Source organism: Vibrio eleionomae, from assembly GCF_009874545.1.
In the GTDB taxonomy this organism is placed as follows: domain Bacteria; phylum Pseudomonadota; class Gammaproteobacteria; order Enterobacterales; family Vibrionaceae; genus Vibrio; species Vibrio nitrifigilis.
On sequence record NZ_WEKT01000023.1, the window covers coordinates 1 to 13,463 of the forward strand.

At 42.5% G+C, this 13,463-nt stretch carries 13 protein-coding genes; 12 read left to right on the forward strand and 1 reads right to left on the reverse strand.

Going from position 1 to position 13,463, the window contains the following annotated elements; genetic code table 11:
* Positions 1-242: 242 nt before the first annotated feature.
* The 9 genes from dctP (F9817_RS12905) to F9817_RS12945 all read left to right on the forward strand — a co-directional run bounded on the left by dctP (F9817_RS12905) (position 243) and on the right by F9817_RS12945 (position 9,497).
* Complete coding sequence (gene dctP, locus F9817_RS12905) at positions 243-1,313, forward strand: TRAP transporter substrate-binding protein DctP (RefSeq protein ID WP_161156162.1); 1,071 nt, start codon at positions 243-245, stop codon at positions 1,311-1,313.
* A 4-nt stretch (positions 1,314-1,317) separates the two neighbouring features.
* Positions 1,318-1,833 (forward strand): TRAP transporter small permease subunit, encoded by a 516-nt coding sequence (locus F9817_RS12910; protein WP_161156163.1) that lies wholly within the window; start codon positions 1,318-1,320, stop codon positions 1,831-1,833.
* 90 nt (positions 1,834-1,923) lie between these two features.
* Positions 1,924-3,246, forward strand: coding sequence for a TRAP transporter large permease (locus tag F9817_RS12915; protein ID WP_161156165.1), 1,323 nt, complete (start codon positions 1,924-1,926; stop codon positions 3,244-3,246).
* Positions 3,247-3,274: 28 nt separating this feature from the next.
* Complete coding sequence (locus F9817_RS12920) at positions 3,275-4,636, forward strand: dihydroorotase (RefSeq protein WP_161156167.1); 1,362 nt, start codon at positions 3,275-3,277, stop codon at positions 4,634-4,636.
* Positions 4,637-4,723: 87 nt separating this feature from the next.
* Positions 4,724-5,956, forward strand: coding sequence for a Zn-dependent hydrolase (locus F9817_RS12925; RefSeq protein ID WP_161156169.1), 1,233 nt, complete (start codon positions 4,724-4,726; stop codon positions 5,954-5,956).
* 17 nt (positions 5,957-5,973) lie between these two features.
* Entirely contained in the window at positions 5,974-6,864 is an 891-nt protein-coding gene (locus F9817_RS12930) for a MurR/RpiR family transcriptional regulator (RefSeq protein WP_161156171.1), read from the forward strand.
* A gap of 43 nt (positions 6,865-6,907) precedes the next feature.
* Positions 6,908-7,576, forward strand: a complete 669-nt coding sequence (locus tag F9817_RS12935) for an AroM family protein (protein WP_161156173.1) — start codon at positions 6,908-6,910, stop codon at positions 7,574-7,576.
* Between the two features lie 22 nt (positions 7,577-7,598).
* Complete coding sequence (locus tag F9817_RS12940; protein ID WP_161156175.1) at positions 7,599-8,501, forward strand: dihydrodipicolinate synthase family protein; 903 nt, start codon at positions 7,599-7,601, stop codon at positions 8,499-8,501.
* 42 nt (positions 8,502-8,543) lie between these two features.
* Positions 8,544-9,497, forward strand: a complete 954-nt coding sequence (locus F9817_RS12945) for a hydroxyacid dehydrogenase (protein ID WP_161156177.1) — start codon at positions 8,544-8,546, stop codon at positions 9,495-9,497.
* Between the two features lie 37 nt (positions 9,498-9,534).
* Here F9817_RS12945 and F9817_RS12950 read toward each other — a convergent pair whose 3' ends face one another.
* Entirely contained in the window at positions 9,535-10,452 is a 918-nt protein-coding gene (locus tag F9817_RS12950; RefSeq protein WP_237476248.1) for a LysR family transcriptional regulator, read from the reverse strand.
* Between the two features lie 110 nt (positions 10,453-10,562).
* On the opposite strand from F9817_RS12950, the gene F9817_RS12955 reads away from it, so the two are divergent.
* From F9817_RS12955 to dctP (F9817_RS12965), 3 genes are read left to right on the forward strand one after another with little or no spacing between them, the layout of a single operon-like run.
* Complete coding sequence (locus F9817_RS12955) at positions 10,563-11,045, forward strand: TRAP transporter small permease subunit (protein WP_161156179.1); 483 nt, start codon at positions 10,563-10,565, stop codon at positions 11,043-11,045.
* Positions 11,046-11,048: 3 nt separating this feature from the next.
* Positions 11,049-12,347, forward strand: a complete 1,299-nt coding sequence (locus tag F9817_RS12960; protein WP_161156181.1) for a TRAP transporter large permease — start codon at positions 11,049-11,051, stop codon at positions 12,345-12,347.
* Between the two features lie 48 nt (positions 12,348-12,395).
* Positions 12,396-13,424 carry a TRAP transporter substrate-binding protein DctP gene (gene dctP / locus F9817_RS12965; protein ID WP_161156183.1) on the forward strand — a complete coding sequence of 343 codons (1,029 nt, stop codon included), beginning with the start codon at positions 12,396-12,398 and terminating at the stop codon, positions 13,422-13,424.
* The last annotated feature ends 39 nt before the right edge of the window (positions 13,425-13,463 follow it).

The following is a 13,463-nucleotide window of genomic DNA, read 5'->3' on the forward strand; positions in this document are numbered from 1 at the left end:
ATTAAAGTCTGACAATTCAAGCCTATATTTTAATAATTTTAAAGTGAATGTTGATAAATAATTGATTTTTAATGTAAATATTTTAATTAATTTAAATCCCTTGACAAGCTGGGTGAATAATTGATAAAAAAATTGCAGATATTTATTAAATGTTTTTTTTATTGCATTTTTTGAGGTGAGCGGATTTTATCACCTCGGAAGCTGATAAGGATTGAGAGTTAAACGTTCAGGAGGAACATACAATGAGAGCAATAAGATGGCGTCCCGCCGCAATGGCAGTTTTGGCCGCTTCTACGTTAGCGGTTGCACCAATGATGGCTGCAGCAAGTACCACATTAAAATATTCAGATCATGATCCAACGAATGGGATGAGAACAGACTTCGTCGATAAAGTTTGGTTGAAAACAATCAAAGAAAAAGCCGGCGATGATGTCGATATCCAAACGTTTTGGGGTGGCTCATTACTGGGTTCAAAAGAAATCCTGAAAGGGATTGGTGATGGTATTACTGAGATGGGATTTGTTTATCCCGGTCATTATCCAGGCCAATTACCTGCTCATACTATTTTCCGTTTGTTTCCACGCGGTCCAAAGAAATTCGCAGATATGTTGTGGTTTTATCGTGAGGTATATAAAAAAGTACCAGCTTTCCAAGCTGAGCTAAAGAAAGCCCATGTCAAAACCTTACTATTTACAGCAGGCTTACCCGGTGCTTTTGTTGGGAAAAAACCGTTGCACAGCTTAGCTGATATCAAAGGTCAAAAATGGCGCGCAGGTGATAAATGGAGCCTACGTTTCCTACAAAATGCAGGTGCGCAGCCAACTTCTATTCCATGGGGTGATACCTACATGGCATTGCAAACTGGCGCCATTGATGGCTGTTATACCAACTATGACGGTGCGCATCTTATGAAGTTTGATGAAACAGCGCCGAATGTATTGGTTTCAAAATCGCTCTGGTACGGCATTCCGTTTTTACATCTAATCAATGAAAACACCTTCAATCGCTTATCGAAAAAAACGCAACAAGAGATTTTGGATGCATCAGATATTGCAGAGAAGAAATTTGCCAAAGTTTACGATGATGCGTTTACACAAATCGTAAAAGATGAACGTGCAGCTGGTGTAAAAGTCACCTTTATGACTGACGATGACCTTATCAAATGGGAAGATTCTGATGAACTGGAAGGCTTGCAACAACAATGGGTGAAAGAAGCTCAGCAGGCTGGGTTAAAGAATGCTCAACAAGTGATGAAGCAGGTCAAAGACATCTATGTGCAAGCGATGAAGCGTGAAGATTCCAAAGAGGGATAGCGTGATGAAAAACTCTATCACAAGCGTCAGTCAGTCACTCGCTGGTCTATCTGGTTGGTTGATGGTCGGAATTATGTTGTTGCTCATTGCCGATATTCTCTTTCGTACTGTGGGCATCGCCATACAAGGGCTTTCTGATCTCTCGGTATTTGTCATGATTATTGTGGTTTATTTCGGGCTAGCTCGTTGTGAGGAGTATGAAGAACACGTGAGCTTAGAGTTGGTGACGAATAAATTGCCGTATCGCAGTCGACTTTTCACTCAGGTTATCGCGCAAAGTTTAGCAGTAGTAACGATAGGTTTTCTACTGTATGCAGTGAGTTCAAACGCCTTAGATTCGTATATGTCTAACGAATCGGTCGAGGGGGTGATGCAGTTTAAAATCTGGCCAGTAAAAGCGTTAATGTTGGTCGGTTTAGCCGCGTTCATGTTGCAAGCATTACTCAAGGTTACTCGAACAGCGAAAACGTTGATTCGGTCATTTCAGGCCACGGCGGCAACGGGTGAACTTATACATTGAAGTTAGCGCTTAATCAGCTGCTAAACAAGAGAGAACAGTGGGTTTGAAGCACTTTTCTACTGTTCTTCTCTTTCAAGGAAGAATTTGATTATGGATTTTCTAACTGCAGGCATCATCTGTATCGGGCTATTGCTCTTTTTGATGGCAATAGGGTTGCAAATTGGTCTTTCGTTTATTTTGAGCGGAGTGGTCGTTAGTGCTCTCTTGCTCGGAATGCATAGTTCTTTATCCCTACTGGGGCAGGCCACTTACTTTTCTATCGCAACGCCGACTTGGGCATCGATTCCCCTATTTATTTTGATGGGGGCATTTGCCGCATCCAGTGGATTAGCTCGTCGTGCCTACTCGGCTGTATATGCAATGAGTATGGGGATTAAAGGTTCTCTGGGAATTGCGACATGTTTTAGTTGCGCGGTATTTGGCGCAGTTTCTGGTTCTTCATTAGCGACAACTGCTATTTTTGGCAAGATGGCGCTGCCTGAAATGAATCGTCTTAATTACGATAAGTCATTTTCAGCCGGTTGTATTGCTTCTGCTGGGACGTTTGCTTCAATGATTCCACCAAGCACCATGATGATCATCTACGCACTGTTTACCCAGCAATCGGTGGGTAAGCTTTTTGCGGCGGGGGTTGTACCTGGTTTAATGACCGCGATTGGTTACATCTTAGTTATCCGTTATATGGTGAAACGTAATCCCAAACTGGCGCCTAGCCCTGATGAGATCACGATACCAAGAAAAGAGCGGATGAAAGAAGCAGGGAAAGTCTGGCCTGTTGCTATTATCGCTGTTGCTGTATTAGGCGGGATTTACAGTGGTTATTTTACCCCAACTGAAGCAGCCGCTGTAGGGGCTTTGATTACTCTCGTATTGGGCATTGCACTGGGTGCTTTCCATAAACTAGGCGATGTCAGTCAAGCGATGAAAGAGTCGGCGAACACGACGGCGATGTTGTTTCTGGTTAATATTGGCGCCTTGTTTTATAGCCGCACATTGGCCATCACTCGCTTGCCTGTTGAGTTAACCAATTCATTGCAGCATATGAATGTGCCACCGATTGTCATACTCATCGGTATTCTGGTGATCATGTTCTTGCTCGGAATGATCATGGTGCCAGTTGGTATCTATGCTTTGCTACTTCCCATTGTATTTCCTCTTTTAACTTCGTTGGGCTATGACCCCATTTGGTTCGGTGTTATAGCACTCAAACTGACTGAAATCGGTTCAATTACGCCACCGGTGGGGTTGAATGCCTTTGCCATGAAAGGGGTGATTTCAAAAGAAATGAATATCTCGTTGGAAGATATTTTTAAAGGAATATGGCCATTTTGTTTGTGTGAACTGGGGATTCTCGTGTTGTTGGTTATGTTCCCTCAGCTATCACTATGGCTACCTAATTTATTACTTGGATAACAGACAATAAGAGAAAAGGAGTTTAGTTATGTCTTCAACTACTGTTGATTTATTGCTCAAAGGTGATGTTGTTTTATCAGACCATGTATCGAAAGATACTTATGTTGGCGTAAAAGATGGACTTATCGTTGGTATTTATGCAGATGGTAATGCACCTGAATACAAAGAGTTTATTGATGCTTCAGGAAAAATTATTTTCCCGGGCATGGTTGATGCACACGTGCACTCGTATAGTAATATGCATGAGCAGTTTACTCATTCAACCGCCGCCGCCGCGGCTGGTGGGGTAACGACGATCATCGAAATGCCTTATGACTCTTGTGGCCCGGTGTTCGATGTCGCTCAATTTAAAGAAAAGCAAACGTGGATTGCAGATAAGGCGAAAGTGGACGTGGCACTGCTGTCTACTATCAAAAAACAAGGTGATCTCAGTGAAGTAGATGCTTTAGTCGAATTAGGTACCTGTGGTTTTAAATTAAGTGCATTTGAAACCGACCCATATCGTTTCCCACGTATTGATGATGATGTGCTGTGGAAGATTTTACCTAAACTGGCTGAAACAGGTTTACCTGTGGGCTTTCACTGTGAAAACGATGTCATCATTGAAGCTCTCATTGCTCAGTACAAAGAAGAGGGGAAAACTTACCCTAAAGCGCACTGTGAAACGCGTCCACCGATTTCAGAAACATTGGCTGTGAGTAAATTACTTGAGTTTGCTTATTGGACTAAGTTCTCTTTGCATGTTTACCATAATTCTCACCCTCGCTGTTTAGATATGATCGATTGGTATAAAGAGCAAGGTGTGGATGTGTCCGTTGAAACTTGCCCTCACTACTTATTGATTTCTGATGAAGATATGGCAGAGAAAAAAGCATTTGCCAAAATTAACCCGCCAATGCGCGACCCTCAAGCCGTTGAAGGAATGTGGCAAGCCTTGATTGACGGACGCCTTAACTGGGTGGCATCTGATCACGCACCATGGCCGTTGGAACGTAAAAGTAATGAGGTGATTTTTGATAATGGGTCTGGTGCACCAGGCGTTGAGTCTATTCTCCCTCTAATGTTCAGTGAAGGTGTAGTGAAACGCGGAATTGACTTGGTGAAACTTGGTCAACTGTTAGCCGCTAACCCTGCTGAACGCTTCAAGCTTGATCACCGTAAAGGCAAAATTGCTGTGGGTATGGATGCCGACTTTGCCATTATCGATCCAAATGAAGAGTGGTTTTTCAATGCTGCAGAAACTCAATCTTCAGCAAAATGGTCTCCTTATGATGGTAAAAAAATCACTGGTCGCGTAGTAAAAACAGTGCTGCGTGGTACCACCATTTTTGACCAAGGTAAGGTGTTATCAAAAGAAGGTGATGGTGCGTATGTAGGCGCTCATCGTTAATCTAGTGGAGAAATTCACCCTCTTTGCTGAGGGTGAATGACTAGAGGAGACGACATTCAACTACATACCCTAATCAAGGAGGCAAGGATGCAGCAGGTAACAATTAATAGCGAACGATTATGGCAAAGCCTGATGGCTTTGGGAAAAATCGGTGAACAAGATAATGGCGGTATGTATCGGCCAGCGCTCTCACCAGAAGATCAGCAAGCTCGAGAGTGGTTGGTCTCGCAAATGGAGAGTATGGGGCTTGAAGTGAAGGTGGACGGTGCGTTAAACGTTATTGGGCGTTTAAAATCGCAATCGCCTAAAACGGAGCAAGTTGTCGCAATGGGCTCGCATATTGATACTGTCCCAAATGGTGGGAAATTTGATGGTGCCTATGGGGTTCTGGCCGCTCTGGAATGCGTAAAAAGCTTACAAGAAAACCAAGTCACTTTGCCGTTTGATGTGGAAGTCATCAGCTTTTGTGATGAAGAAGCGGCTCATAATGCAGGAACAGTGGGAAGCCGTGCAATGATGGGGCGGTTACTTCCTGGCGAGTTAGAAAAAGCAAAAATTAAAGGAGAGAAGCCGTTTCGCTATTTCTTAGAACAACTGGGTCACTCATTTGCCGCCGTTGAAACGGCGCAGCGTAACGCAGATGAGTTTCTCTGTTTTCTTGAAGCGCATATCGAGCAAGGCAAAGTACTGGAATCACGCCAACAATCGATTGGTGTCGTGACCGGGATTGTTGGAGTATACCGCTATATCGTTACTGTCACGGGAGAAGCGGCCCATGCGGGAACCACCCCTATGTCAATGCGCAAAGATGCATTGGTTGAGGCGGCGCCAGTTTTTACTTTAATACCGCAATGGGTACATGAGCAAAATCCAGACATGGTAGGAACCATAGGGCAAGTGACGGTTCTGCCTGGAGCGAGTAACGTGGTACCTAAAGAATGTCGTTTTTTGGTTGAGTTGAGATCTCAGCAGTCACAAGACATGCAAGTAGTTCGTGACAAATTAATAAATTATGCCAATCTTCGTCACGGCTGGAATATTGAAACTATTTATGAAAAAGATAGTGTGGTGTTAGATGATCATATGATTTCTTGTTTATCTGTTGTAACAGAAGCCGCACAATTACCTTATATTACGATGGCTAGTGGAGCTGGGCATGATGCTCAATCATTCGCACCATCAGTCCCTACGGGGATGATTTTTATTCCCTGTTTAGCAGGTGTTAGTCACAATCCAAAAGAGTGGATTACGGAGGAAGATGCCAGTAATGGCTGCCAAGTTCTGATGGATGCGGTCCGACACCTAGCAACACAGGTTTAGTCATAGGATTACACTAAATGAGAGAGCATCCCAAAAATCGTTTCGCTGACAAAATTAGTCAAGGGTCTGAGTTATTGACCCCAAGTGACAGAAAAATTGCAGACTACTTATTGCGCGTCTACCCTTTGGGGTTGCTGCAAAACGCTGCGGAAATTGCTGAAGAATTGAATATCACTGCCTCGACAGTCACCCGTTTTTTCCCAAAAATTGGTTATGACAATATTAAAGAGGCACGAACCGACTTCCGGGAAGATATTCGCTTCTTAATCAATTCGCCAGCAGATCGTGTTCGTAGCGATCATAAAAGTCATTTAGATAACGATATTTTTGGATGGACCGTCGAGCAAGATATTGTCAATATGCAAGATACTGTTCGGGCAGTTTCAAAGCCAACGGCTGATGAATTTGTTGAATTAATGAGTGATTCTAAACGTAAAGTGTTTGTTTTAGGCACACGTAAAGAAGCGGCTTTAGCCCATTATTTCTTCTATCAAGCGGCGAGCTTTCACTCTGATATTCATTGGCTAGAACCCTCAAATTTAGTGGATCAACTGGTACAACTGGAACGTGACGATGTTCTGGTTGTATTTGATTTTCGCCGATACTCTAGTTACCACCTTAAAGCGTGTGAATACGCGCAAAACCAAAATGCCAAAGTCGTGGTGTTTGGGGATTCACCGATTGTACCGACAAACCAATTTGCTGATTGTCTTTTTCAAGTCAGTACCACTGGGTTGTCTGCCTTCGATTCTTACACCGCTGCCATCACGTTAATGAACTCATTAATGTCGATGTTGGTTGAGAAAAACGCTGACCGCGTCGAGGAAAAGTATCGTCGATTAGAATCGTTATATGAACATTTTGAGACCTTTACTTATCAAAGTCGCGCAATGAAAGATAAGTCATAAATCGGAATGGCATAGTAGAGTATCTTACTGATGAGTAAGAGATATGGCCAAATTGGGATTTGTTATTCTCGGACAAACACCGAGACGAGATATTGAACAGACATACCGACATTATTTACCCGATACCGATTTTTTGTTTGCTGGTGGATTGGACGGTATGTCTCATGAAGAGATTGAACAGTTAGCCCAGCCTCCCGCGCAGTACCCGCTACTCACGATATTAGCGGATGGCTCAACTCGAGAAATTTGTCTTTACCAATTACTACCTAAGCTGAATCAAAAGGCACAAGAGCTGCGTCAGCAAGGTTCTCAGGTACTGGTGCTTATGTGCGCAGGGCGATTCCCTGATTTAGATATTGATGTGCCAGTGATCTATCCGCAGCGATTAATCAGTGCGGTGGTAGGCAGTATCAGTGCGAAAAAGCGCATTCATATTATTAGCCCTAACCAAGCGCAGTTACCCGTTGCATTGGAGAGTTGGCGTAGCGAAGGGTTTACCGTTGATGGAGCCAGCGCATCACCATTAAAGAGAGATGAATTCTCTTTGGCAGTAAAAGAGGTGTCGGAGCGCTCTACCGCAGACTGTTTAGTGCTCGATTGTATGGGGTTTTCTGCTGAATCTGTCACTTTAGCTCAGCCGTTAACGTCAGTTCCCGTCATATGCCCACAACGCCTTGTTGCGCGAGTAGTGGCGGAATTACTCAATGCATAACAACTTGTTATAAGGAAATAAAATGAACTTGCATGGGATTTTTCCGATTGTACCGACGCCATTTTTTGCAGATGGTCAAGTGGATTACGCCAGTATCGAACGTTTGGTTGAACGATTAACCGCAAAACAGGTGCATGGGATTGCGATTATGGGAGCGCTAGGCGAAGGGCCAAAGCTGACCAATGAAGAACGTAATGACATTATTGTGGCATACAGAAAGTTGATGCCAGCTTCGATGAAGCTAGTGGTCGGAACCAGAGCCGTCGCAACTGATCCTGCTAAAATCATGGCTCAACAAGCAAGAGATTTAGGTGCAGATGCCTTGCTGTTAGGGCCACATGGTGTGCAAAAAGATAAAGCATTGTTGGAATATTATCAGCAAGTGGCCCAAGCCGCGCAGATCCCCTGCATTATTCATGATTACCCTGCGGTAACAGGAATAACCATGTCTGTGGATCTGATTAAGCAAATGTATGAATCGTCAGAATATTTGAATTACATTAAGCTAGAAGAGCCACCTACAGGAATGAAAATGCAACAGTTGCAGCAAGCGGTAGGGCGAGATTTGCATGTGTTTGGCGCTTTAGGTGGCAATTATGCACTTGAAGAATTACAACTCGGTGCTGTCGGGATTATGACGGGGTTTGTTTACGCTGAACTGTTGGTTGAGTTGTACAATTATGCTCGCGCTGGCGAGTGGGAAAAGGCGAAAACTCTATTCTACGACTTTTTACCCCTCACTCGCTGGGAATTTCAGCCAGGAGTAGGCATCTCTTTGCGTAAGCAGTTATTGCAAGCGCTAGGAGTCTTTACAACAGCTAAAGTGCGCCATCCTGGTATGAACGCTGATGAAAAAACCATGGAGCAGATGTTTCAAATCATCGACTTTCTTAATAAAAAAGGGTACCAATTAGATACCAAATAGAATAGGTAAATCGCAAGGTAGCGATATAAAGGAGAAACAAGGATGAAGTGTGTGATCGCGGAACCGATCCACTCGATAGGTATCGAGTTATTAGAGCAAGCTGGAATTAACGTCGAATATCCTCATGAATCTACCCCTGCCGCATTGACGCAATCGCTCGCAGATGCTGATGCAGTGATTGTACGTAACAATGGTTTAAAAGCCGATATGATGGATGCGGCTCCTAAGTTAAAAATCATTGCCAATCATGGCACAGGAACGGATAACGTTGATGTTATGCATGCTCATGAGAAGGGCATCGCTGTGACTAATACGCCCGATGCCAATGTTCGCGCAGTGGCGGAACATGCCTTTATGTTAATGTTAGCCACTGCAAGACAAGTGGCTAAAGCGGATACGGCGATTCGCACTGGAAACTGGCAGTTTAAATTTGATGAACCTATGTTATCTCTCTACGATAAAACCTTAGGGATTATCGGGTGGGGACGCACGGGAAAAATTTTGGCACAAATGGCTAGCCAAGGGCTTGGTATGCGAGTTTTTGTTTGGTCTCCCAATGCCTCAGATGATCAATTCACACAACCAGGGGTACAGAAAATTGGTACCTTAACCGAGCTATTAAGCGAAGTTGATGTTGTGTCGTTACATCGTCCGCTACGTAAAGATACTGCTCACACGCTGAATGCCAAAACGTTGTCGATTATTAAACCCGGCGCCATCGTAGTGAACACATCACGAGGTGGTTTAATTGATGAAAACGCATTGGTTGAGGCACTGCAAAGTGGCCGTTTATTTGGTGCTGGTTTAGATGTTTTTGAACAAGAGCCACTGGCGCCATCTTCTGTGTTAGCCAGTTTACCCAATGTGCTTCTCACACCACATGTTGCAGGGTCTTCCCAAGAAGCCCTAATTGCAACAGCGACTCAGTGTGCTCGTCAGGTGATAGATGCGCTTAATGGCAGAAAACCTGAGCATTTGCTGGCTGATAAACGCTAGGCAATAACGCTGTTAATGGGTCATGCAATTTGGCCCATTAATCTTGAATGAACTCTTCCATATACGTCGTGATGGATTCTTTAAATGCCTTAACTAATTGTGACATGGGTTTATGGCTTGGTGTGATGATCGCATGGTCAAAGGTCAATGTTGGGTAAAAGGGAATAAATACCACATTACCCATCCCGGATTTATAAAGCTTATAACTCGCGGCACTGAGTTTTTCACATAAACAACAGCAAAGGTTGTTTTCTACAAACTCGAAAGCAGAGATATAATTGAGTAATTCAAACCGTGGATAATAGGTGGCGTTATAGTCATCGAATGTTCTTTTTAATAACTCTGTCATGGCGTGTTGCGAATACAAGCTTGCCAGCGGAATATTATGCAAATCTTGTGGGGTAATGACCTTTTTGTTAGCGAGTGGATGATCTTTATGCACGGCACAAACGATTTTCACCGGAATTAATTCCACATCATAGGCATCTCGATATTTAGGTCTCTCACAATATCCAAGGTCATATTGTTGTGACGACACCCAATCTTGCACCATAGATGAACTTCTCATCATCATGGTGACATCAACATCCGGTCTATCCTTAACAAATTTTGCAATCAAATGCGGCATAAAAAACATCGCTGCTGCGGGCATGCAGGCAATTCTCATTTTTCCTCGAGTTAAATTTTTCACCTCTTCCATTAATTGAGTTGTTCTGGTTAGGCGCTCAATAATCGTATCGGCTTCTTCAAGTAAAAAATACGCTTCAGGCGTGGGGGTTAATCGCCCCTTATGTCTTTCAAATAATGTTAACCCAAGTTCTTTTTCCAAGTTGCCGATCATCGTACTGATGGCAGGCTGGGTGCGACAAAGTGTTCGAGCCGCAATGGATAAAGAGCTGGAATGCATCACTGTACGAAATGTTTCTAATTGTTTGATTGATATGTTGGTACTCAAATCATGACCTATAAAGTAAATTTATAAAATTCAAAATATTTTAAATTTGTTTTTATCACAGAACTCTTTTAGTTTGAAGTTTGCTTGTTAACGCACGAAAAGGAGTTCTTGTGGAGCAAACATATAAGACCTTGCTAACCGCATTAATGGCTTGCATTGCACTAATGCAATTTGTTCAAGTTATTACCCGATATATATTTGAAATCCCCGTCATGGGCTTGGAAGAGCTGATGGTTATTCCTACCGTTTGGATGTATATGATGGGCGCAGCAAATGCCTCAAGAGAAGACAGCCAAATAAGAGCCAACGTTTTAGAGTTGTTTATTAAAACAGAACGGGGACGTCTACGATTATCGCTAGTAAGTGAGACGATCAGCTTCATTGTATCCGCTTGGTTAACTTACTGGGCTTGGGATTATGTCAAATATGCATGGCGCGTGTGGAAAGAGAGCTCAACGCTGTATATACCCACTTTCTACTACGAATGCTCTGTATTCATTGGTCTAGTGTTGGTAACGCTTTATATCGGTTATCACATTAGCAAAATAATCGCCAGCCTAAGAAATCCAGCTCTCGCCATTGCCAAGGGATAAATTATGATCGAAGTCGCTTTACTAGCCGTTGGTGTGCTAGTTATTTTTCTAACGTTAGGTGTGCCTTTACCTTTTTGTTTTGGTGGCGCCTTAATGACGATGACCTACGTTGGCGATATGTCGATGAAAGGCAATATCATGTGGGGAGCTGGACAATTAACCAATCCAGTTTTATTGGCGATACCGCTGTTTGTGTTAGCTGGAACCATCATGAGTCGCAGTGGTATTGCCGCAAGTTTGCTCGGATTCGTGAACGTCTTTGTCGGACATATCCGTGGTGGCCTTGGTATCGTCGCTGCTGTGAGTTGTGCGATTATTGGCGCAATTTCTGGTAGTGGTTTAACTGGGGTTGCTGCAATTGGTCCATTACTTATTCCCGAGATGGAAAAAAGAGGTTATCCAAGAGCGTACGCTACCGCATTGATTGCTAACTCATCAATTTTAGGGTTATTGATTCCACCAAGTGTGACCATGATTGTTTATGGCTGGGTGACGGATTCATCGATTCTAGCTTGTTTTCTAGCGACGCTGGGGCCAGGACTATTTGTCATGTTTAACTTTGCGGTTATTAACGTGATTGTTTCAAGAAAGTTCGACTTAATTCTTGATGATAAGCCAAATATGTCTGAAATGATGAACAAGGCAGCGAAGAAAACGTTTAATGCAGTACCCGCGTTATTAATGCCGGTCATTATTCTTGGGGGAATTTACGGCGGAATTATGACGCCGACAGAGGCCGCTGCTGTATCAGTTATTTACGCGATTCCAGTCGGGTTCATGATTTATAAAGGAATGACGCTCAAAAGCTTGTTCGAATCAGGAAAAGAATCAGCGACTGCAGTTGGTTCAATCATGTTTATGATACTGTTTAGCTTAATCTTGAGCCAAATGTTTGTCGTAGAAAATATTCCGCAAGGCTTGGTTGATTCAATCTTTGGTATAACAGATAACAAAGCATTATTATTGATATTGGTTAATATATTACTGTTTCTCGTTGGCATGGTTGTTAATGATCTTACGGCGATTATATTAATCGCTCCATTACTATTGCCTCTTATGAACGCTATTGGTATTAGTCCGATTCAATTTGCCGCTATTATGGGGGTAAACACCGCAATGGGTGGGGTTACGCCTCCTTATGCATCAATACTTTATCTTGGTGCAAGAATTGGGAATGTGAAATTTTCCCAAGTGATAGGTCCAGCACTTATGTTAATTATATTCGGCTATCTTCCTGTTGTATTTTTAACATCTTTCTGGCCACAACTATCTTTATTCCTACCTGAACTTTTTGGATATTAAACGGAAGTATTAATCCATAATTAATATTAATTTAAAAGGAAGTAAATAATGACGTATAAAATTAAAGCAACGAAAAGTTTGCTCAACCTATTTGCGATCACTTCAATATCGGCAATGACGGCATTGAGTTTTTCTACTCAAGCTGAAACCTTAAAAATTGGTCATGTTCGTCCACAAGATTCAGTGGTTGATAATGATATAAAAGCGTTGAATAAAGAGCTGACTACTCTTTCTGGTAACGATTTAAAACTTAAAATATATGCGGCGAATGCATTGGGGGATTACACAATAGTACAAGAACGTGTATCCGTTGGAGCCGTTGATATGTCTTTGCAACCCGCGTCTACCTCGACAAACCGTAAACTACAATTGAGTGCTTTACCTTATTTAGCAAACAATTGGGAACAAGCCAAAAAAGTATATGGACCTAATTCGTATCTTAGACAGGCAATGAGTAAGATTTTTAAACAACAAGATATTAAGGTTCTGGCTGTTTATCCCGTTTATTTCGGTGGCATCTCTTTAAATAGAACACCTATAGAACCTGGTAATCCAGATGCTAGTAAAGGTATTAAACTGCGGGTGCCACCAAGCAAATCCTTCCAGTTATTGGCTGATTCACTTGGCTATATTGGATCACCTTTACCATTTTCTGAGGCATTTACCGCTGTACAAACAGGTGTTGTTGATGGGGTGATTGGATCTGGTGCAGAAGGCTATTACTCATCATTTAGGGATGTAACTAAAACATATATTCCTTTAAATACTCACTTTGAAGTGTGGTATTTAATGATTAATGCTGAAACATTTGATGATCTGGATAACAAAGATAAAAAAGCCTTGGAAACAGCGGCGCTACATTTCGAACAAAATCGTTGGAAAATGGCCAAAGCAGACCAAGCTAAAAATGAAGCACGGTTACAAAAAGCAGGTGCAGAGATTATTAAAGTTACGCCTGAACAATTAGCCAAGACAGCAGAAAAAGTACGCAAAGTTGTTTGGCCTGAAATAATGAAAGATATGGGTGAAGATTGGTCAAAACCATTATTAGAAAAAATTGAGAAACAAGCTCAATAAATAAACTTTAGCAGGGAGGAATATTACTATTTACGCCTG